22 protein-coding genes are annotated in these 21467 nt (G+C 55.7%); 16 read left to right on the top strand and 6 right to left on the bottom strand.

Annotated features, from left to right (window positions below; genetic code table 11):
- Positions 1 to 119: 119 nt before the first annotated feature.
- The 3 genes from ACR3E2_RS05765 to ACR3E2_RS05775 are packed head-to-tail and all read right to left on the bottom strand — an operon-like array spanning position 120 to position 2748.
- Entirely contained in the window at positions 120 to 1475 is a 1356-nt protein-coding gene (locus ACR3E2_RS05765) for a sensor histidine kinase (protein WP_480480671.1), read from the bottom strand.
- On the bottom strand, positions 1475 to 2134 hold the full coding sequence (locus tag ACR3E2_RS05770) for a response regulator transcription factor (protein WP_209503754.1): 660 nt from the start codon (positions 2132 to 2134) through the stop codon (positions 1475 to 1477). Before ACR3E2_RS05770 ends, ACR3E2_RS05765 begins: the two co-directional genes overlap by 1 nt.
- Before the next feature lie 38 nt (positions 2135 to 2172).
- Positions 2173 to 2748 carry a PepSY domain-containing protein gene (locus tag ACR3E2_RS05775; RefSeq protein ID WP_480480669.1) on the bottom strand — a complete coding sequence of 192 codons (576 nt, stop codon included), beginning with the start codon at positions 2746 to 2748 and terminating at the stop codon, positions 2173 to 2175.
- A 210-nt stretch (positions 2749 to 2958) separates the two neighbouring features.
- Here ACR3E2_RS05775 and ACR3E2_RS05780 point away from each other — a divergent pair, with 210 nt between their 5' ends.
- Complete coding sequence (locus ACR3E2_RS05780) at positions 2959 to 3975, top strand: hypothetical protein (RefSeq protein WP_480480667.1); 1017 nt, start codon at positions 2959 to 2961, stop codon at positions 3973 to 3975.
- A gap of 235 nt (positions 3976 to 4210) precedes the next feature.
- Here the strand turns inward: ACR3E2_RS05780 and ACR3E2_RS05785 are convergent, their stop codons facing one another.
- On the bottom strand, positions 4211 to 4396 hold the full coding sequence (locus ACR3E2_RS05785; protein ID WP_480473092.1) for a hypothetical protein: 186 nt from the start codon (positions 4394 to 4396) through the stop codon (positions 4211 to 4213).
- A gap of 471 nt (positions 4397 to 4867) precedes the next feature.
- Complete coding sequence (locus ACR3E2_RS05790; protein ID WP_480492696.1) at positions 4868 to 5545, bottom strand: helix-turn-helix transcriptional regulator; 678 nt, start codon at positions 5543 to 5545, stop codon at positions 4868 to 4870.
- A 673-nt stretch (positions 5546 to 6218) separates the two neighbouring features.
- Here ACR3E2_RS05790 and ACR3E2_RS05795 point away from each other — a divergent pair.
- From ACR3E2_RS05795 to ACR3E2_RS05845, 11 genes are all read left to right on the top strand, one after another.
- A complete protein-coding gene (locus ACR3E2_RS05795) occupies positions 6219 to 6395 on the top strand; it encodes a Flp family type IVb pilin (RefSeq protein WP_209503749.1) in 177 nt (58 codons plus the stop codon).
- A gap of 135 nt (positions 6396 to 6530) precedes the next feature.
- Positions 6531 to 7490 carry a Flp pilus assembly protein CpaB gene (gene cpaB / locus ACR3E2_RS05800; protein WP_480480662.1) on the top strand — a complete coding sequence of 320 codons (960 nt, stop codon included), beginning with the start codon at positions 6531 to 6533 and terminating at the stop codon, positions 7488 to 7490.
- A gap of 8 nt (positions 7491 to 7498) precedes the next feature.
- Positions 7499 to 9037: a pilus assembly protein TadG-related protein gene (locus tag ACR3E2_RS05805; RefSeq protein ID WP_480480660.1), complete on the top strand. Its 1539-nt coding sequence runs from the start codon at positions 7499 to 7501 to the stop codon at positions 9035 to 9037.
- A gap of 13 nt (positions 9038 to 9050) precedes the next feature.
- A complete protein-coding gene (locus tag ACR3E2_RS05810) occupies positions 9051 to 9548 on the top strand; it encodes a TadE/TadG family type IV pilus assembly protein (RefSeq protein WP_480480658.1) in 498 nt (165 codons plus the stop codon).
- Positions 9545 to 10192: a TadE/TadG family type IV pilus assembly protein gene (locus tag ACR3E2_RS05815; protein ID WP_480480656.1), complete on the top strand. Its 648-nt coding sequence runs from the start codon at positions 9545 to 9547 to the stop codon at positions 10190 to 10192. The genes ACR3E2_RS05810 and ACR3E2_RS05815 overlap by 4 nt, the downstream gene beginning before the upstream one ends.
- Before the next feature lie 38 nt (positions 10193 to 10230).
- Complete coding sequence (locus ACR3E2_RS05820) at positions 10231 to 11418, top strand: CpaE/TadZ family protein (RefSeq protein WP_480492697.1); 1188 nt, start codon at positions 10231 to 10233, stop codon at positions 11416 to 11418.
- A 12-nt stretch (positions 11419 to 11430) separates the two neighbouring features.
- On the top strand, positions 11431 to 12819 hold the full coding sequence (locus ACR3E2_RS05825) for a TadA family conjugal transfer-associated ATPase (RefSeq protein WP_480480651.1): 1389 nt from the start codon (positions 11431 to 11433) through the stop codon (positions 12817 to 12819).
- Positions 12816 to 13784, top strand: a complete 969-nt coding sequence (locus ACR3E2_RS05830) for a type II secretion system F family protein (protein WP_480480649.1) — start codon at positions 12816 to 12818, stop codon at positions 13782 to 13784. Before ACR3E2_RS05825 ends, ACR3E2_RS05830 begins: the two co-directional genes overlap by 4 nt.
- Before the next feature lie 13 nt (positions 13785 to 13797).
- On the top strand, positions 13798 to 14790 hold the full coding sequence (locus tag ACR3E2_RS05835) for a type II secretion system F family protein (protein ID WP_480480647.1): 993 nt from the start codon (positions 13798 to 13800) through the stop codon (positions 14788 to 14790).
- Between the two features lie 148 nt (positions 14791 to 14938).
- The gene (locus ACR3E2_RS05840; RefSeq protein WP_480480645.1) at positions 14939 to 15616 is read left to right on the top strand and encodes an orotate phosphoribosyltransferase; all 678 of its coding nucleotides are present in this window, start codon (positions 14939 to 14941) and stop codon (positions 15614 to 15616) included.
- Positions 15617 to 15875: 259 nt separating this feature from the next.
- The gene (locus tag ACR3E2_RS05845) at positions 15876 to 17366 is read left to right on the top strand and encodes a replicative DNA helicase (protein ID WP_267366870.1); all 1491 of its coding nucleotides are present in this window, start codon (positions 15876 to 15878) and stop codon (positions 17364 to 17366) included.
- A gap of 155 nt (positions 17367 to 17521) precedes the next feature.
- Here the strand turns inward: ACR3E2_RS05845 and ACR3E2_RS05850 are convergent, their stop codons facing one another.
- Positions 17522 to 18061, bottom strand: a complete 540-nt coding sequence (locus ACR3E2_RS05850; protein WP_480480643.1) for a GNAT family N-acetyltransferase — start codon at positions 18059 to 18061, stop codon at positions 17522 to 17524.
- A gap of 240 nt (positions 18062 to 18301) precedes the next feature.
- On the opposite strand from ACR3E2_RS05850, the gene alr reads away from it, so the two are divergent.
- The 4 genes from alr to ACR3E2_RS05870 all read left to right on the top strand — a co-directional run bounded on the left by alr (position 18302) and on the right by ACR3E2_RS05870 (position 21439).
- Complete coding sequence (gene alr, locus ACR3E2_RS05855; protein WP_480480641.1) at positions 18302 to 19336, top strand: alanine racemase; 1035 nt, start codon at positions 18302 to 18304, stop codon at positions 19334 to 19336.
- Positions 19333 to 20115 (top strand): MlaE family ABC transporter permease, encoded by a 783-nt coding sequence (locus ACR3E2_RS05860; protein WP_480480639.1) that lies wholly within the window; start codon positions 19333 to 19335, stop codon positions 20113 to 20115. Before alr ends, ACR3E2_RS05860 begins: the two co-directional genes overlap by 4 nt.
- Entirely contained in the window at positions 20112 to 20858 is a 747-nt protein-coding gene (locus ACR3E2_RS05865) for an ABC transporter ATP-binding protein (RefSeq protein ID WP_480480637.1), read from the top strand. Before ACR3E2_RS05860 ends, ACR3E2_RS05865 begins: the two co-directional genes overlap by 4 nt.
- A 98-nt stretch (positions 20859 to 20956) precedes the next feature.
- Complete coding sequence (locus ACR3E2_RS05870; protein ID WP_480480635.1) at positions 20957 to 21439, top strand: cytochrome b; 483 nt, start codon at positions 20957 to 20959, stop codon at positions 21437 to 21439.
- Positions 21440 to 21467 lie beyond the last annotated feature (28 nt).

Consider the following 21467-nt stretch of genomic DNA (forward strand, 5'->3'; position numbering starts at 1 on the left):
CTTGGCTGCCTATCGCCCGCAAGGGCAAAAGCGGACCTGTCATGGGTCCGCTTTTCTTGTTTTGGCGCCTTGTCCACCTACGTCACACCCAAAGCACCCTGAACCTTCAGGGCAAATGATCAGCCCGTCGCAGGATGCGCATTGGTTCCCTTCGGAATTACGATCCGGCATTCCAGACCGCCAAGCGAGCTGGATGCACCCAGATCAAGTCGACTGTCATAGGCCTTTAACAAATCAACCGCGATGGCCAGCCCAAGGCCGCTGCCCGAAACAGAGGTATCCAGCCTCCCCCCCGATCGCAGCGCCTCGCGGTGAGCGTCCTGAGGAATTCCCGGACCATCGTCGTCAATCACAATTTCGATCCCGTTCGAGGTTCTCATGGCCGTCACGCGGACCTTATGTTTGCACCATTTGACCGCGTTATCCAGCAGGTTGCCCAAAACTTCTTCGATATCCTGCGCGTCCATACGCACCCAAAGACCCGGGTCGCGTTCGATTTCCAATGACTTTCCTTCGCGCTCGGCCATGGTGGTGAACAGACGCGCCAGTCGATCAATCGAATGAGACAGATCAGCACGAGAATGGGTCAAATCTGCAGTGTTCAGCGCCCGCATTCTGGCCAAAGACCGGCCCAGTTGCGCGTCAATGCGGTCGAGAGCTTCCACAGCGGTTTCCGTAGAACCTCCCGCTTCGGACAACAGCACCAATTCATTGCGCATGATTGCAGTAGGCGTTTTCAGGGCATGGGCCAAATCTGCCGCCTGACGACGTGATCCCGATACGATTTCCCGGTTTCGACGCAAGAGCTGGTTCAGATCCTCGACCAGAGGAGACACCTCTTCTGGATAATCGCCTGGCCTAAGGTCTTCGTCCCGATCCCAACGATGCGCCACATCTGACCGAAGCTTTCTGAGTGGCGTCAGGATGATTGACGTCAGAAGTAGCGACCCAACGACACCGATCAGACCAACCAGCGCAAAAACCGGAAGCAGGCTTTGTTGTGCAGCGCGGCGTTCCGCGACAAGCTGGGCCTGACTTTCGGCAACGCTGACCCCCCAGACCGTTCCATCCTCATAGGTAATTTTCTGAAAGGCTCCTCGTAAAGCTTCGCTTTCCGGACCAGGCGTGTTCCAAAGCGTCGTTACATCAGGGTTCCCCGGCGGTTCGGCAATGACTTCATCAAACAAGGAAGCCGACGTAAAGATCTCACCTTCGCTGTTGCTGACTTGCCAGTATCTGCCGGAATACGGTGTGCCATAGGCTGGATCGAACATCAGATTCCGCAGCGCATCCGGGTCATGGGTCGTAACGCTCAACCCAACGACCAGTTGCGTGTGACGATCAAGTAGTGCGGTATCAAACCTGTCTGAAACGCGGGCATTGATGAACGAGAACACGGCCAGCGTACCAACACCCACTGAAAGGGCACCCGACGCGATCCCCCCCAGTAGAGCCCGTTGACGCAGGGATAACATCAGGCAGAGTCGATCATGTATCCGCGGCCCCGAATCGTTGTGATCAGATCAGGGCCAAGTTTTTTGCGCAGACGGGTTATGAAGACGGCAATGGTGTTCGAGTCCCTGTCTCCATCGTATTCGTAGATATGTTCCGACAACTCGGTCCTTGAGATCATACGCCCAACATTATGGGCCAGATATGTAAGAACAGCCAACTCCTGCGCGGTCAGGTCGATGGGCACGCCATCCGCCGTTACACGCCCGTTGCGGGTATCCAGCACAACATTTCCCATTTCGACGACGGGATTCAACTGACCGCTCTGCCGCCGCAGTATGGCACGGACCCGCGCTGCCAGTTCGGGCATATGGAATGGCTTGGTCATGTAGTCGTCCGCGCCTGCGTCCAATCCGTCGACCCTTTCGCTCCAGCCATCGCGGGCCGTGAGGATCAGCACCGGGGTCTTGATGCCCGCGCTGCGCCATTCCCGCAGAACTGAAATGCCATCGCGTTCCGGCAATCCAATATCGAGGATGATCATGTCATAGGGTTCTGTTGCACCCAGATGCAAAGCTTCCAGGCCGCTGTTCACAATGTCCACGACCCGACCTTCAGCGTTCAACAGTTTCTTGATCTGCTCGCAAAGGTGCGGTTCGTCTTCTGCCAGTAAAACTCTCATACTTGGGAATTATAGGCGTGCGAATGGCAGTTTAACCATTACTTTTTACCACCCCCGTTGCCGCCGCCGTTTCCGCCACCGTTACCACCCGAGTTGCCACCACCGTTACCACCCGAGTTGCCACCACCGTTACCACCGGAGTTGCCGCCACCGTTACCTCCGGAATTGCCGCCACCATTGCCGCGACCGCCACCGCTGTTCCCACGGTTGCCGCTTTGACCACCATTTGCGTTGGCAGAAGACTTGCCTTGAGATTTCGCATTGGCCGAGTTTCCGGGCGCAGATTTGGCCGCTTCTGAGATTTGTTTGCCGATCTTGGACCTGTTGGAAACGACAACGCCGGTTTTTGCGTTAACAATAACACTGACAATCTTCCCGTTCGGTTTTTTAACCAGCACGCGGTAGTAAACTTTGTCGGCCTGAAAAGCTCGCGCATCAATGGGCGTACCGCCAAAGACCTGTTCGACCCCTTTGATGACTTTCTGCAACCGGATTGCGTTGCCCGAGGTTGTTGCTTTGCGCAGTTCTGCCTGCTTCAGCTCACGAACGGCTGCATTGCCTTCTCCGGGCTGGAGAACGGCAACAAGAAACAAGATGGTTAAGAGCTTTCTCATCTTCAGCACTCTTTACTGCGCAACCACCTTAACAATCTATCGATTTCAACATGAACTGGCGATGAACGAACAGTTCGGCGTGGGTTCAATGATGATGGGTTTAGATAGCACCTGTCAGATATTGATTCCGGCAAGCGTTTTCTGTGTGTGCAAAGCGCGAAACACACTGCCGGCCCAAATGAAACCCGCGTTCGACCTACGAGGACCGCTATGAAAACCAATTTGACCGGCGTGCTGAAGGCCTCCGCTCTCGCAATCGCAATGTTGGGCTCCACCGCAATTGTGGCGGCAGTTGCCCTTCCTGATGTGGCCTATGCCAAAGACGGTAATGGCAACGGTGGGGGCAATGGTGGCGGTAAAGGAAACGGCGGCGGTAAAGGAAACAGCGACGGCGCCGGAAATGGCAAAGGCGGCGGTAATGGGGCGGCTAAAAGTGGTGGTTCAAAATCCGCCGGTAAGTCGGGGCGCACTACCTCTGGCGCAAAGGGTTCGAAGTCAAAATCTTCGAAGGGAAAATCGTTCTCTTTGAAAGAATTGTTTACCGGTAAGAAGTCCAAGAAAACTCAGACCAAGACCGCACCGTCAGCGCACGCGACAAAATCCAAGGTTCAAGTCGAGGAAACGGACCTGACCGATTCCCACAAGAAAGGGAACAAACTGGCTGCCGCGCTGGGCGTCCACCCTTCGGAACTGGGCGCACTGAACGCAGCCAACGCAAGTGAGAAGGCCCTTCAGAACGCTGCTCCGAATTCGCGCGTCGGTCGCATTGCAACCTATCGCGACACGGTTTTGGCTGGCGACAGCATCCGAGCTGAGCTTGCCGAAAAACAAGACCTTCTGGATGATATGACCCCGCCGGAGCGCTCCAGCGCTGAAATCAATGACGACCTTGAGGATGCGCTGGCCGATGTTCAGGAAAAGCAGGACATCGTCGATGATCTCGAACAGCAACTGGCAGATGCGGGAGGCACCAATCCTGATATCGAGGACGCACTTCAGGACGCAAACGATGATCTGCAAGCTTCCAAAGATGCCGCTGACAGCCTGAATGCCGAAAAACAGGCTGCCTTGGAGTACGAGGAAGCCGTGCAAGACGTCGAAGACCTGGCAGACGCCGTTGAGCAGCAGTCACTCGATGAGCGCGCAGCATTGGAAGACGCTGCGAACAAACCCGTCACCGACGAGGTCGAGGCTGCTGTAAAGGCAATGCTCGGATTGGATAGCTAATAGCTTTTGCCTTCATTCTCATGAAGTGGGCAGAAGACCGGGCCAGCTAAGTGATTACCAGCCGTTTGGCTGGCCCGACTTTCTCATTAAGATCCTGACCGCCAGGTTGTATTGCGCTTATGCCCGACGCAAGTTGGCAAAGGTTACTGAGAAAAAATTTAGCCCGCTCCAATTCGGAGCGGGCTTTATCTTTCCCTGATCAAGTTGATCCGGAAATCCATCGGACGTCTGATTTTCAGAAGTCCCGGTTCGCCTCTTCTAGTCGCTTGTTATTTACGATTTCTGTCAGTGCATTTTCGATAGGAGGGAAGCGACTGCTGCTCGAATTTGTATTACTTGAAACTTCGCCGTTCATGACGGGATTATGGGGTTGCATTGTCGCACATGCATACGGCGCAACCTCAATAGCAGTCTTGATCATGCTGTTCCCCTTCCATTCAACCGGACGTGGTTTGCCCGGCCTGTGCGATCAGTATGCCCCGAGCCAGTTGAACACTCAGAGAATACATTGTTCACATTATGTTAATGTTGTCGCGAAATCATGAACAACGACTAAGTAGCTAACAAAACAGGATATTTTTTCGTCAACAGATACAATCAAACTGGAAGAGCATAAAAATCTGACGCGCTCTCCCCACTCCGTAGGGTTGTTTCCTCCCCACGAAAGCGGCAGTTGGTCATGGCGAACGAGTCAGATTCCCTACATTGCTATAGAGAGCAAAATTGCGGCCGAAATTTAGAAACTTACAAGACAGCCGACGAAATTGCGACTAAGTTCAGCAGTTGTTCGACCGTCATGGAACAACAATGGGTAGGACCATGACGACAGATGGATCCTTAAAAGATCAAAAAAAGGTCTTCAGACCGTCCTGATAGCAATCCATTCGGTTCGCTAACCCGCGATCTGAGCAAAACCCCTGTCAGCATCAACGCTTCGGTTCAATAGATGCAAAAGCTCGACCTGGCTCGTCGCCCCTGTTTTGGAAAATATGGAACTTAGGTGCGAACGAACTGTTGTCGGGCCAATGGACAGAGTCTCCGAAATCGTCTTCACAGTCATTCCCTCTTTCATCATCGCACATACCCGAAACTCGCATCTGCTGAGGTCGGCCGGATTATGTGGATCAAGGATCGGAACAAAGCGATTGTTGCTGTTGAACTTGGACCGGTGACTCCGAAGAACCTCGGAGTTGGCAGCAACTGTTCCAGGCAAGCGTTTGCTCCAGCCAGACGATAATGTTGGAGCCAGCGCACTTATCAGATCAAGTTCGAAGGTCTGCGGGTGAATACTGTAGTGAAGCTCAATGTAATCAACCTGCGCCCCGGTTACGTCCAGCGGAATCAGGATAACCTCCACCAGCCCCTCAGGCCTTTGGGGCCGACAATGGGAGATTGGTGATGCGTCGGATAACACCAAGTCTGATAGTTTCCAGACTGAACCCGGCCTTGCCGTTGATATACATTCTCCAATAACCAACTCTGCCTGCGTTTGCGGCTGTGAAGGCCAGATTTTCCCCTGCTGGACACAACAGCGCGCAATATGCTTTGCCTTCCAATCCTTTTTCTGCATTCTGACAATTAGAACCGCATCAGCATTTGCCAGGCGCATTAAACAATTTACGGATCGAGACACGGAGCCATTACCGCATAGGGCCTGAGTCCACTCCACTACAAAGTCCAGACTCTCCCTCGCCTGAGCGCTCTTTAAAAAACTCACACTCATAACAATTAACCATTCAACTAAACAGACCGACCAAACAAACAGGTTCGGGTTACTACAACAAATTTGTGTTCCTTTCGAAGTCACAGCAACCGGAATTATCGGCTTGTCTGCGCGGGAAGTTTTCAAACAAAGGCTTTTAAGAAACTTTATATATCTGTTTTTAATATGCTTTTCTAAGTCTTGTCATCACTGAACCGCACGATGCCAATCCGCAAACGCCAGACCGGTCAGTAAAAATCAACCACCATCCCGCTCACAATTGCGACCCGGCTCAATTCATTGTTTCCGAAAAAGGGCGATTCGCTGAACGTTAATACGTTGTTAACGCAGGGTTAAATGTATTCGCCCAAAAGGGTGATTTTCTTAAATTAATTCAACCAAAAGGTGTATTTCAATTACCTTTGAAGGAAGGCACGCATTTCCCCCGTTCCTATTCTGATTCCCGAGCTAATGCATTTTCGCCTGGCTTGCGCTCAAGAATACGGAGCGCTGATAACGTCTAACCTATTTGGGGGAAATAATGACTAAATTCATGAAGAAGTTTGTTAAGAATGAAAGCGGTGCAGCAATTGTCGAATATGGCCTGGCTCTTTTGGTCGTGGCGTCGATTGCAGTTGGCGCATTCTCGTATCTGGGCACCACTACCAACACAAACGTGACTGGTGCATGCGCTGCTCTGGGTAGCGCGACCTGCTGACCCAAACACACTTACCAAAATACAGAGCTCTGTGCCGCCGCGCCACTGTTGCGGCGCAGAGTTCACCGCCAGGAATTTCGCGAAAACAAGACGACCGAAGTTCCATATTTCAGAACGTAATTGTTGGAGAGAGTGATGCGTATCAGGCCAATCATTTCTACACTGTTTGGAATTGCGATAGCGTCCGGTTCCGTTTACCTGGCGAAAGATCACATTCAGTTTAAGACAAGCACTGCCGGTGTCTCGCCAGATGCCGATCTGGTTGAGATCTACGTGGCCCGATCAGAAATCGCGTTTGGTCAAACGATCGAAGCGCACGACGTCACAATTCACCCCTGGCCGCGCGAGGCGCTCCCGGCCGGAGTTTTCACGGACATTGATGTACTTGTTCCAAACAATCGCCGTCAGCTGCGGCGCGCCAAGGGCCGGTTCTATCCCGGCGAAGTAATGCTTCTTTCCAAGGTTTCGAACTTTGGAGAAAAAGTCACCCTTGTTCAGAAGTTGGGTGAAAACACACGCGCCATGGCGATCGAGGTCGATGCTGTAACAGCCGTGGGCGGTTTTGTTACCCCAGGCGATCACGTTGATATCGTCTTGACCCAAGGTGCCAAGCAGGACCTGCGCGCGGTCACCATCTTGCAGAATATTCGCGTCATTGGCGTGGACCAGCAGTCGGAAGAATTAAGCGATCAGCCGGAGGTCGCCCGCACGATTACGGTGGAAGTGACCCCGCAGCAAGGTCAACGTCTGGCCCTGGCTCAAAAGGCCGGAACCCTGAGCCTGACACTGCGCACCCTGGACAGCGTCGAGGATGAACCCATGGAGATGGTTCGCCTGCGCGATCTGTTGCAGGAGGAAGGACCGGTAGAAAAGGTGGATATTCAACCCACTGTAAAGCTGCGCCGGGGAACCGAGACTGAGGTTGTGACCATCCAGCGGCAACAGGAAGAAGCGGAACAGGCAACAGAAACTGCGCCCGCCGCCGAATTGCAACCTGATACCCAAAAAGATGCGCAGCTTGCGCCGGCGTCCGCGACTCCGCGCGTCAAACCCCGCATTCGCCCAATCAAAGTCAGTCAGACACCCGGTCAATAAGTTCAGCCATGCCAACTCGCGCTATCATATCCGCATTCGCCCAAGAGGAGAACGGCACCGTCGCGATCCTGTGGGGCACTGCTTTGGTCGCATTCCTTGGGTTCTTTGCAATCACACTGGACGTTGGCCGGTTGAATTCGACACATGCAGAGCTTCAGTCATTCGCCGACAACGTAGCTTTGGCCGCAGCGGGAGAGTTGGACGGCCAACCGGACGCGATTACGCGAGCCACAAATGCAGCAGCAAATCTTGTCAGCGACAGCCAGACATTCGCAAACGGGGCGACCACGCTTTCAGGATCTTCGGATTATACCCTCCTGTTTCACTCGGCGCTTCCGGCATCGGATCTGACCCCGCTTGGCGCAGATATTACAACCGATCCACGAAAGGCCAGGTTCGCGCAGATCGTGTTGACACCTAAATCCCTGACGATGAGCCTGGCTTCGGCGCTGGACAAAATGCTTGGTGGGGCTGGGTTTTCTGCTGCCAGCGTTTCAGCCGAGGCAGTGGCCGGATACTCGAAAGCGGCGTGCGATATCTCACCCCTAATGTTCTGCCTGCCCCCGAATTGGGAATCCACTTTGACCGTAGGCGACCAGATATTGCTGCGCAGTGGCGGCAACGGAACGGCTTGGGGTCCGGGCAATTTCGGCTTTATTGATCTGGCGAATTTCCAAGACAGCTCGGGTGTATGTGCCGACGAAGGGGGCAATAAGCTGGCCTGTCTGATCGCGGCGCAAAGCCAGATCACCCAATGTGTTCTGACCAATGGTCTGAACACCGAACCCGGCCAGAAAAACGGCATTACCAACGCTGCATTCAACGTCCGCTTTGACATCTACCGCTCGGTTCTCAACGGTGAGAAGAACAATATCGATTTCGCGCCCGCACCAAATGTGATCAAGGGGATTGAAAGCAACGGTGGCGGCGCTTGCATTCAGGGTAATGAACAGACGACCCCTGATACAACAGGTTTGGGGCGCGACCTGTGCATGACGGCGGGCACCTGCGGTGGAAACAACCGTTTCGGTGACGGCAACTGGGATCGAACCGGGTACCTTAATCGAAACCACGATCTGGCAGATGGGATTGCCGACGGCATCGGCAGCGACACACATCTGCCCGCGCTGTCCGGGTCGGATACCGTTTTCGCAGGAACGCGGTACGGAATGTATCTGAGGGAAATAGCCTACGGAAATTCAAACCCACACGCGCCGCCGAACGCAAGCTCCATTCTGGACCCTTCGCTTGCTGAAACCGGCCGCCCGATGTGTTCCAGCCAGATGTCCGAAGACCCGGCGCGGCGCGTTGTTACGGCTGCTGGTGTTGATTGCGCGCAAAACCCGGTATCCGGTTCGACCACCGGAGTTCCAGTCACAAAATTTGTTGCCGTGTTCCTGACTGAACCGGTGGGTGATGACGGCGGCTCGCCCCCCAGTTTCGACATCCACGGAGAGGTCGTCGGTTTCCCCGATGTGACCGGTGTTGGCAGCGGCGGCAACGGGTTCGGCGGCATCTTTCGCGACGTCGTACAGTTGTATCGATAGGGGCAGAGTGTTCATGTGTATTCGCCTCAGATCCCCTTTCAAACGCTTCGCCAAAAACGAAGATGGTGCGATCCTTGTCGAGTTTGGCCTTGTCATGCCGATTATGCTGCTGCTGTTGGCGGTGACATTGGAATCCGCACGCCTCATGTGGTCGTACCAGTCGGTCATTGCCGGGGTCCGTGATGCCAGCCGTTATATGTCGCGCGTCACGCCCTCGGATATCTGTTCGTCTGGCGGAACTGTCGCGGGGCTCAGCACAACTCTGAAAGGGATTGTCGAGCGTGACATTCATGGCAACAGCCTGTTTCCACCCAGTATAACCGTCAACTCAGTAACGCCCAGCTTGTCCTGCGTGTCGGGCACGTATCGCATAAACCCGGCACCCGTCGGTCAGGTAAGCGCCAATATCACCGTTCAGTTTCCGCTGGGGGGCATTCTGAAGCTTTTCGGCAGCGGCGCGTCATCGATAACCACCGACGTCGCTGACACATCGCGGATATTTGGCCAATGACACGGTTGCGAAATAACCGCGCCATCTTGCGCCAGGTCGCGGACCAGATGCTGCGCGACCAAAATGGTGGGGTTCTTGTTGAGTTTGCCTTGGTTGTGTCCCTGTTTTCCTTCCTGTTCCTGGCATTGCTGGACTTTGGCCGGCTATCATACAGCGGAGTGAACGCGCAAAAAGCCGCACAGTTGGCGGCGCGCATCGCTGTGGTGCGCCCTGCGGCCTGTCCGGGTGTGCCACAAACCCACACGCGGGGAACATCCGCGTTGTCCCCTCGCTTTGGCACCCCATGCAGTGCGTCGGCTGGCGTATGTGCCGACCCCGTAACGCCAGCTTGTGTGGGTGACGCCACCAACACCACAGCATCTGAAATCTGGGGGCGCATCAACCCGTTGCTGCCCCCCGGCACGACGATTGACGCCTTGCAGTTTTCCTATGACTTCAATTCCAATCTGGGCTTCCTGGGTGGCCCTTACACACCCATGGTCACGGTTGAGCTGAACCTGAATGATTTTCAGTTCGTGTCGCCGCTGGCCGCGCTTGCAAATGCCGCGGGCGCGACCAGCAGCACAATTCCTTCAACAGCCGGGTTTTCCAATTTCAGCGTTTCGCTGCCTGCCGAAGACCTGGCATCAGGAGAGTCAGGTTAATGGTTAAGAACGTTTCCAATCTCAATTCACATTCCGTCATGCTTGTATCTGAAAGCGAAACCGTCGCTCAGGTGGTCGCCAATGCCTTTCCCGCCGGTCAAAATAACGAAATCTCAGAGAATGCGGGTTCGTTCAAAGCGTTGAACGGCACGGCGCGCAATCTGGCATTCAAGCATGACCTGGTTATTTTTGAAATCGACCCCTGCGACGCGGGCGAGGTTCTGGCTGTCAAAGACCTGCTGACCCATCGACAAGACGACACCTTGTTTGTTGCGCTGACGCAGAATGACGTTTCGATCTCGGTCGCCCGCGAGTTGCGGAAAATCGGCATCGACGAGGTTCTGCCCCTGTCCATTGACGAGGATGGGCTGAAAGCCGCAGTAGCAGAAAAAATCTCCTCCCGTTCACTTCCGCAAGGGTACATTCAAAATGGCCCCTCTGCCCTTGGCACGGTGATCCCGGTTGCAAAATCCCGCGGTGGGATCGGAGCGTCGACGGTCGCCGTAAACCTTGCCTGCTCGCTGGCGGGCGGAAAAGGATCATTCCTTAGGAAAAAGGCGAAAAGCCGCGTCGCGCTTCTGGATTTCGATCTGCAATTTGGAAACGCGAACGTGTTTCTGGATCTTGAAGATAATGGAGGATGCCTCCAGCTCATCGAAAACCAGGAAGAGCCGGATGATCATTTCCTGACATCAATCCTTCAGAACCACACGCTCGGCATGGATGTGTTGTGCGCGCCCGCGCCGTTGGTTCCGCTTCAGTCCATACGACCGGGCTTGATCGAAGGGATGCTCGACCTGCTTCAGCGCCGGTACGATTATGTTGTCATCGACCTGCCCTGTGCCGTTGTGGAATGGGTCGAACCCATTTTCAAACGCGCGAACCAACTGGCGCTGGTTACTGACACGACGGTTCCATGCGTTCGCCAGACCCGGCGCCTGATCGATTTCTATCGCGAGGCGAACGTGGCCCTGCCCGTCGAGGTTGTCGTGAACCGCGAACGGAAGACGCTGATCAAACCCGCACACGTTCGCGAGGCCGAAAAAGTGCTGGAAACGAAACTGAAGCACTGGCTGCCGGACAATCCCAAGATTGCGCGAAACGCGGTCGATCTGGGACGACCGATTGTGGACATGAAGCCGCATTCGGATCTTGGCAAGGCCCTGACGAAACTGGCTGCGTCCATGTCCGAAGGCACCCGGCCAGCCACACAAAAAACTGCATAATGGGAGATCGCCGTGTTTAACGAGTACAAATCACGCCGGGCCGCGTCCAAGTCGAACGTGTTGGTTCTGGAACGGCCGATCGAGGTGCCAAAGTCCAAAGCAACACCAGAGCCGGTGGACGTTGACCTGCAAGCACATCTAGAGCTTAAAAGCCGCCTGCACAGTGAGCTTCTCGACCGTCTGAACCTGTCAGTGATCGACAAGGTCGAACGGTCCGAACTGAAACGTCAGATCGCCGCGCTGGTCACAGGGCTGATCGAGGCCGAACGCCTTCATTTACGGTCCGAGGCATTTACGGCCCTTGTTGATGAGCTCATTCACGAAGTGATGGGTCTGGGCCCGCTGGAACCCCTTTTGGAAGACCCGACCATCAACGACATTCTCGTCAACTCTTATGATCAGGTCTATGTGGAACGATTTGGCCTGCTGGAGCAATCCTCCGTGCGCTTTCGCGACGAACGCCATCTGCTTCGGATCATTGACAAGATCGTCAGCCGGGTCGGCCGCCGTATTGATGAATCCCAGCCATGGGTCGATGCGCGTCTGGAAGACGGAAGCCGGGTCAACGCGATTATCCGCCCGTGTTCAGTTGATGGGCCGGCGCTGTCGATCCGCAAATTCTCGCGCAATCCTCTGACCATCGACAAGTTGGTCCAGCGGGACAGCATGAACGAACAGGCAGCCAAGCTTCTGGCCGCGCTGGTCGAAGCCAGGCTGAACATTCTGATTTCTGGCGGCACCGGTTCGGGCAAGACAACAATGCTGAACGCCGTTTCATCCTATATCGACGGCAAGCAGCGTATCGTGACAATCGAAGATGCGGCCGAACTTCAGTTGCAGCAAAGCCATGTCGTCCGCTTGGAAACCCGTCCCCCCAACTCGGAAGGTCAAGGGGTGATTACGCAGCGGGATCTGGTGCGCAACGCGCTCAGGATGCGGCCTGACCGCATTATTGTCGGCGAGGTCCGTGGTGCCGAATGCTTTGACATGCTTCAGGCCATGAATACGGGGCATGACGGCTCCATGACGACCGTACATGCGAATTCGGCCCGCGATGCGCTCAGCCGGGTCGAACAGATGGTGACGATGCTGGGGGCGGACCTGCCCGTCAGAACCATCCGGTCTCAAATCGCCTCGGCCATTCAGATCGTCCTGCAACTCAGCCGTCTGAGCGACGGGACACGCAGGGTCGTCAGTATTTCCGAAATCACGGGCATGGAAGACGATACGATCACGATGCAGGACATCTTTGTCTTCAAGCGCCGTGGCAAGTCTGAAAACGGCGACGTTCTGGGAGAGTTCCTGCCAACCGGAATACGGCCAAAATGCTTCGACCAGCTGGTGGCGGCGGGTGTCGATGTGGACACCAACATGTTTATTCATGGGGTGACGACATCATGATTGACCTTCAGCCCAACATACTGAACATCCTGATCTATATTTCGATTTTTCTGGGTATTCTGCTCGCCTACGAAGGCGTTCACCAGCTTCTGGCGCGCAAGGAAACGCATGGCGAAGCCAGAAACCGCCGCATGAAACTGATCCAGAACGGGGCTTCGACGGATCAGGTGTTGCAGCTGCTTCGCGATCCAGCAATGCTGGCTGCTGGTGAAAAAGCCGGGCTGATTACGCGGTTTCGTCGTCTGCTTGTGCAAGCCGGTTTGGCGGTCAACCCGGTTTGGGTGGTTCTCGCCGTCTCCCTTCTGGTTTTGATGATCTTTTTCGGGGCCTCCCGGTTCCTTGCACCGGAACTGGCAGTCATTCTGAGCGCTGTGTTCGGCCTCATCGGCCCGGTTATCGTGCTGGTCGCCATGAAAGACGCCCGCGCGAAGAAACTGACGAAACAACTGCCAGACGCGTTAGACCTGATGGCCCGGGGGCTGAAGGTGGGGCATCCCGTTGCAGTGACGGTTGGAAACGTTGCCTCTGATCTGCCGGATCCGATCGGGTCAGAGTTTGGCATCATCAAAGACCAGATCAACTATGGTGATGACGTCGCGACCGCCTTTCACGACTTTGCGCACCGCGTCGGAACAGAGGATGCAAAATACCTTGCTGTAAGTATCGGCATTCAGCATGGAACTGGCGGCAACCTGTCCCGCGTTCTAAGCATTCTGTCCCAGACCATCCGGGACCGGCACACGATGCAAAAGAAGATCAAGGCAATTTCCGCCGAAGGTCGCCTGAGCAGCCTTATCCTCACGATTTTGCCGGTCATCATTTATCTTTCGATCGAGGTCTCCTCCCCAACATTTTACGGCGACGTACGCAGCGATCCGCTGTTTCCGTATTTCGCCCAGGTGATCATTGGCCTGACAATTGCCCAGGGTTTCATCCTGAAGCGGCTGGTTAAATTCAGATTCTAAGGGGAATTGGGATATGGATATATTTCAGGACATTCTAAACGATCCGCGCATCACACCGCAGTTGATCCTGTTGGTCGGAATTGCCCTTAGTGTTTTCTTTGTCGTCATGGGCCTTTCCGGATTTACGGCAAGTGAAAACACGGCAGCACGCCGTATGCGCGTTGGGTCGGTTTCACAAGGGCATGGGCAGGATTTTGACCTTATCCAGGGTGACAATAGCGACCCGCACGGGCTGCTGAAGGCCTTCGTCCCGTCGTCAAAACGCGAACGCTCCAGGATCGGGAAGCTGTTGAAACAGGCCGGGATTCGGCAAAAGCACGCCATTCGCACCTATTATACCTTTCGGGTCGTCCTAGGATTTGTGTTGCCTGCCGCGTTCGTCGCAACCATGGCTTTGCCGATCGAAACGCAAGTTCAGTTAGGGATCGCCGACCTTTTGCAGGGTGTTACGTGGGTTAACACGATGCAGATCGTGACGGCACTGATGGTTCTGGGCTTTTATGGCCCGGCACTGTGGTTGCGGCGCCGCATAAAGAAACGCCGCCAGGCCATCGAACACAGCCTGCCGAACGCGCTCGACCTGTTGCAAGTCGCTATCGAGGCCGGGCTGGGCTTTGACGCGGCGATGATCCGGGTCTCGCATGAAATGGCCAAGGCAGCTCCGGAAATCTCGCAGGAGTTTTCGGTTCTTCAACTGGAGTTGCAAGCAGGCAAAGAACGTCAGGCCGCCTTTCTGGACATGGCGAACCGGGTCGGTATCGACGAGATGAACTCGTTCGCGAACGCCTTTTTGCAATCCAACCAGTACGGCACCAGCATATCCGCATCGTTACGCCGCTTCGCCACTGACATGCGGCTTGACCGAGAGCTTCGCGCCCAGGAAAAGGCAAACCGTCTGCCTGTGCAGATGTCTGCTGTGATGGCCATGTGCATGATGCCTGTCCTGTTGCTGATTTGTCTGGCACCAATGCTGATCCGGTGGGTCAACATGTTCGGGCAAGGGTAACGCAGCGACAATGGTGTTCGCATAGCTGACTACCCGGAAACAGCGGACCTTAGGGGGGTCCGCTTTTCTTTTGTTCCAACAGCTCTCGACTCCGGGCCAAGGGTCGGGCTATCAGCCCGAAACATCATTTCATCGCCGAGGTCCCGCCATGATCCCCAGTTCTTTTCCCGATAGCACTGAAATCGCTCGCCTGACGGCCCGGATGCTGCTGGAGATCAAGGCCGTCCACTTCAACGCGCGCGAGCCGTTCACGCTGGCAAGTGGCCTTCCCAGCCCGACCTATATCGATTGCCGCAAGCTGATCTCCTACCCGCGAATTCGTTCCACGCTGATGGATTTTCTGACCGTTACGGTGATGCGGGACGCAGGTTTTGAAGCCTTTGACAACATTGCGGGCGGCGAAACTGCGGGCATCCCCTTTGCCGCGATGGTGGCCGAACGTATGGCATTGCCGATGACCTACGTGCGCAAAAAACCCAAAGGGTACGGGCGCAACGCCCGTATTGAAGGCGCAATGAGCGAAAGTGAACGTGTGCTGCTGGTCGAGGACCTGACCACCGATGGCGGTTCGAAACTGTCCTTCGTCGATGCAATTCGCGAAACTGGTGCCACCTGCGGGCATACGGCTGTGATCTTCTACTACGGCATCTTCCCCGAAACCGAGAAGACGCTGGGCGACCATGGTGTAAAGCTGCATCACCTTTGCACGTGGTGGGATGTTCTGGCCGAGGCCAAGGCGCAAAAAGCCTTTGATCAGGAAACACTTGACGGGGTCGAGGCGTTTCTGAACGATCCGCGAGGCTGGCAGGACGCGCGAAAATCGTGATTTTCAGCCTGTGGATGGCTTGGGGATAGTTGATTTTCGAATCGCATCAAAGCGCGCCTATCTTGTCAAGATATCCAGCCAACACACCAAATGTTGCGGTAACGCTGCGCCCGTGTAAAACTAGGGCTAAGTTATCCCCATTGGGGTGGGCAGTTATCCCAAGGCGGGGGGCAGTTATACCAACTTACCCCCATTCATTTGCAGATAGCTTGAACCGGGGTGTGGCGTGTAGAACCTCGGAACGGGCAGCGGGGACATGATGAACGAGATCAGCAGTATCGAGCAGGCAGCGGCGCATATTCAGAACGCCGAAACCATGCCGCATTCCATTGAGGCTGAACAGCAGCTTCTGGGTGCAATTTTGACGAATAACGACCTTTACGACCGGGTCGCTTCGATCATTGGGTCCGAGCATTTCTATGACCCGGTTCATGCCCGCATCTATGAGGTCGCCGCCGCACGCATTGCAAAGAACGCGCTGGCCTCGCCTGTGACGCTGAAATCCTTCATGGCCGAGGATGAGGGCCTGAAGGAACTGGGCGGGCCAGCTTATCTGGTCAAGCTTGCCGGCGCGTCGATCAGTGCCTTTGCGGTACATGACTACGCCCAGATGATCTATGACCTCGCCATCCGGCGCGAGTTGATCCGCTTGGGCCGCGACATCTCCGACAAGGCCGCGCGGGTCGATGTAGCCAGCGAACCGAAAGAACAAATCGTCGAGGCCGAACAACAGCTTTATCAGCTTTCCGAGCAGGGCCAGACCGAACAGGGGTTCCAGTCCTTCCTCAAGGCGGTCACAGAAGCCGTCAATGTCACCAACGAAGCCTACCAGCGCGGTGGCGGCATGGCTGGGATCTCGACCGGTCTGGTCGATCTCGACAAACAACTGGGTGGTCTTCACCCCTCGGACCTGATCATTCTCGCAGGTCGTCCGTCGATGGGGAAAACCTCGCTGGCGACCAACGTGGCCTTCAACGTGGCCAAAGCATACAAACGCGGTCTGAAACCGGATGGTTCCGAAGGCGCAATTGACGGCGGGGTCGTCGGCTTTTTCTCACTTGAGATGAGCGCTGAACAGCTGGCCGGGCGCGTTCTGGCCGAGGCGTCCGAAATCTCTAGCCACAAGATCCGTCAGGGCGACATGACCGAGGCCGAATTCCGCCGTTTCGTTGATGCGGCCAAAGAACTTGAAGCCTGCCCGCTTTTTATCGACGACACGCCCGCCCTTCCGATTTCTCAGCTTGCCGCACGCGCGCGACGGTTGAAACGCACACATGGGCTGGACCTGCTGGTGATCGACTATCTGCAACTGTGCCGCGGCATGTCCGACAACCGGGTTAACGAGATTGCTGAGATTTCAATGGGCATGAAAGCAATCGCCAAAGAACTGAACATTCCGGTGATTGCCCTGTCGCAGCTTTCCCGCCAGGTCGAAAACCGCGACGACAAACGTCCGCAGCTGTCTGACCTGCGGGAATCAGGCTCGATCGAACAGGACGCCGATGTCGTGATGTTCGTGTTCCGCGAAGAATACTACAAAGAACGTGAAAAACCCGGCGATCACGAGCTTGAGAAGATGGAAGAATGGAAGCAGGCCATGGAACGCCTGCACGGCAAGGCCGAGATTATCGTTGGCAAACAGCGCCACGGTCCAATCGGCACGGTCGAGCTGTCATTCGAGGCGCAATTCACCCGGTTTGGCAATCTGGTCAAGCCGTGGCAGCAGGGTGGTGAGATCGAAGGTTATTGATCGCGAAAGGACAGCCTTACTTGGGTTTTCCCGACTTTCCTTTGATTGTTGGCAAAGCAATAACGTTCTCTGAGCTTTTCGCGCGATTCAGGATCTGGTGCGCGAACCAAGAATGAGGTCCGCCCGCCTGTTTTCTGACAGATTGAACCCCGCACTCACCAAAGCGCCGGATTGTTCAACGCGGAAACACATAGCGACGGGCCGCTGAGTGGCGCAAGCGCCTGACCATCCAGCGATTGCCCCAGCCAGCCGTGCGGATGGCTCAGCTTTTGCGGCGGTTGTGCAGTGGCCTCAGAAATCTGTTCAAAACCTGTTTTTCGATAGTAAGCGGGATCACCGTAGGTGAGCGCCACGTTCACGCCTGATGCCCGCAGGCAATCCAGACCATAAGCAATCAAAGCCTGCCCAATCCCGGCTTTTTGCCTGTCTGTTCGGACAGCCATAGGCGACAGGATAAAAACCCGGCGCGCGTCCTGTGGAAACAGCAATCGGGAAAAGATGGCGCAGCCAAGCGGCACCTGATCGTGACGCGCGGTGCACACCATCAGATCCTGTGGTGGGGTGGTATCGATCACCTCTTGAACAAAAGCTTCGATAACCGCCCCCTCGTCCGGGCCTTCCGACGCCGAAAACACATCTGCGAAAAACCGGGCTGTTTCGAACGGGTCTGGCGTTTGATCGATATAAAAATCCATGATTTCCTCGGGATATGCCGCCGCACCGATTTTTGCCGCGATGGGACGATCTTGTTCACAAGATCACTTTAACACCTATGTGAAGACAATCCCGAAAACGGCTTAACACAGCAGTAAGTCGCCAAAATGTCTGCTTTTTTGGGTGTTTTCCGCCGTACCTTTCGTTTGATGGGCGCAATCTGTCGCGGAAAAAGCCCTTTCCCTCTTGACCTTGGACGGCGCAATGTCATGAACAGTCCCATGAGTACTGCACGTTTGACGATCAATCTTCAGGCCCTCGCCAGAAACTGGCGGACACTCGACGCGAAGACCGGGGTCGAAACCGGTGCCGTTGTCAAGGCAGATGCCTATGGGCTGGGCGCAGGACCTGTCAGCGACACGTTGGCAGAAGAAGGTGTTCGCAAGTTTTTCGTGGCTGCTGCAGAAGAAGGCACAACCGTTCGCGAGGCCGTTGGCCCCGGCCCGATGATTTTCGTTTTTTCGGGACATATGGAAGGCGATGCCGATCTGCTGCGCGGCAACAACCTGATACCGCTGATCAACTCGCCAGAACAGTTTCAACGCCATACAGAAGCCCTGCCCGACCACCCGTTTGGTATCCAACTGGACAGTGGTATGAACCGGCTTGGTCTTGAACCTGCTGACTGGGCTGAGTTACGTCCCAAGGCCGAAGCCTTGAACCCGGCGCTCATCATGTCTCATCTGGCCTGCTCGGACGAGCCGGACCACCCGATGAACCAGCAACAACTGAAAACCTTCCGCGACATGACTGATGGGGTCGCTGCGCCGCGCTCCCTGGCAGCGACGGGCGGGATGCTTTTGGGGCCTGAGTTTCATTTTGACTTCTGTCGCCCGGGTATTGGTCTTTATGGCGGAATGCCCTTTGCCGGTGCAAAGCCTGTCGTAACCGTTGACCTTCCTGTCATTCAGGTGCGCAAGTTGGCTGTCGGCGAGACCGTGGGTTATGGAAACACCTGGGTGGCGCGTCGGCCGTCCCGGATCGCCACCGTTGCTGCCGGCTATGCAGATGGCCTGCATCGCGCCATTGGCGGCGGCATCGACACATTTGCGGGCGACCAACCCTGCCCGGTTGTTGGACGTATCTCAATGGACCTGATCACCGTGGACGTCACGGACCTGCCGAAAGACCCGGAGCGCCTGCGCATTCTCAACGGTCATCAAACCGTTGATGATCTGGCCGAGGCTGCTGGTACAATTGGCTATGAAATCCTGACATCAATGGGCAATCGCTATTCGCGGGGCTACGTGGAATGAACCCAATCAGCGCGCTGGGGGGGCTGGGCCGCACCGTGCTGGGCCTGCTTGCGGCCTTTGGCCGGGTGGCCCTGTTTGCGCTTGATGCAGCGTCGCACATCCTGCGCCCACCCTTCTATCCGCGCGAATTCGGGATGGCCCTGCTGAATATCGGCTGGCTGTCCCTGCCCGTCGTCGGCCTGACCGCCATTTTCACCGGCGGCGCGCTGGCCTTGCAAATCTATGCGGGCGGTGCGCGGTTCAACGCCGAAGCCGTCGTGCCCCAGATTGTCGCCATCGGCATGGTGCGAGAGCTTGGCCCGGTGCTGGTCGGCCTGATGATCGCCGCGCGCGTGACCTCGTCCATCGCGGCCGAGATCGCCACGATGAAAGTGACCGAGCAAATCGACGCTCTGGTCACGCTGTCGACCCACCCAATGAAGTATCTTACTGCTCCGCGTGTGCTAGCCGCCCTGATCACCGTACCTGCGCTGGTCGCGGTGGGTGACGTTATCGGGATTGCGGGCGGGTACACTGTCGCCACGCAGAACCTGGGCTTCAACCCGGCGGCCTATCTGAAAAACACCGTCGATTTCCTCGAGATGCGCGACATTGTATCGTCTCTGGTCAAGGGCGCAGCCTTTGGTGTGATCGCGGCTATCATGGGCTGCTATTACGGCATGAACTCGGGCCGCGGCGCACAGGGCGTCGGCCGCGCAACCAAAGGCTCGGTCGAAGCCGCAGCCGTTTTGATCCTGGCCGCAAACTTTGTTCTCACAGGGGTGTTCTTCTCGCTATGATCCGGATGGAGAACGTAGAAAAAGCCTTTGGCGACAACCACGTATTGCGTGGAATGAGCCTAGAGATACCCATAGGAACCTCGATGGTCATCATCGGGGGTTCCGGCACGGGGAAATCTGTTGCCCTCAAATGTATCCTGGGCCTGATCAAACCCGACAGCGGCATGATCTATGTCGACGGCAAGGACGCAACCAAAGGCGACCGCGACGCGTTTCTGGCCCGGTTCGGGATGCTGTTTCAGGGTGCGGCCCTGTTTGACTCGCTGACCGTCTGGCAGAACGTCGCATTCCGCCTGCTGCGTGGATCCCTGAAACGCCCAACCGAGGAAGCGCGCGAGATCGCCATCGAAAAACTGCGCCGCGTAGGCCTGAAATCCGACGTGGCCGACCGCTTTCCGGCAGAGCTGTCAGGCGGGATGCAAAAACGTGTGGGCCTTGCCCGCGCCATCGCCGCCGAGCCTGAGATTATCTTTTTTGACGAACCCACCACCGGCCTCGACCCGATCATGTCCGGCGTCATCAACGACCTGATCCGCGAAATCGTGACCGAGATGGGCGCCACCGCGATGACCATCACCCACGACATGAGCTCGGTCCGCGCGATTGCCGACAACGTGGCCATGCTGCACGGAGGTGTGATCCAGTGGACCGGCCCTGTCAGCCAGATGGATGCCTCGGGTGATCCCTATGTGGAGCAGTTCATCAGTGGGAGCGCTGTGGGGCCGATTGAGGCGGTGCGGTGATAGCAGTGATGCTGGACAAATAATTCAAAAATCATCGACGGAAATCTGACAGTTTTGCGTTAAACCAGAGCAACGTTAAAGTTTGTCGGAGCTTCCCCATGCCCAATTCGTATTCTCGCGCGCAAATCGCCCTTCACTGGGTCATTTTCGTTCTGATCGCAATTCAATTTCTCTTTCACGAGCCGATGTCTGAAGCCTGGGATCAATTCGAACGCGGATTGCCTGTCTCTTTTCAAGCACCAGTTGCTCTTCATGTATTCGGAGGATTGCTTGTCCTTGCGCTCGCGATTTGGCGGATTGCACTACGTCTGACCCGCGGCGCGCCGCCGCTACCGGAAAAAGAAACAGCCGCGATGAAGCTCGCCGCACATATCACGCACTTCTCACTCTATGCGTTGATGGTGCTGGTGCCCGCCTCAGGTGCCTTGGCCTGGTTTGGTGGGATAGCAGCGTCCGCCGAAGTGCATGAGATCCTGAAAACGCTAATGCTTGTTCTGATTGTCTTGCATTTTCTGGCTGCCTTGTTCCATCAGTTCATTCTCAAAACCAACCTGATGGCTCGTATGAAGCGCGCAGGATAAGCTTTTGAACAAGCATCCTTGAACCCAC

The organism is Ruegeria sp. AL7, from assembly GCF_056536105.1.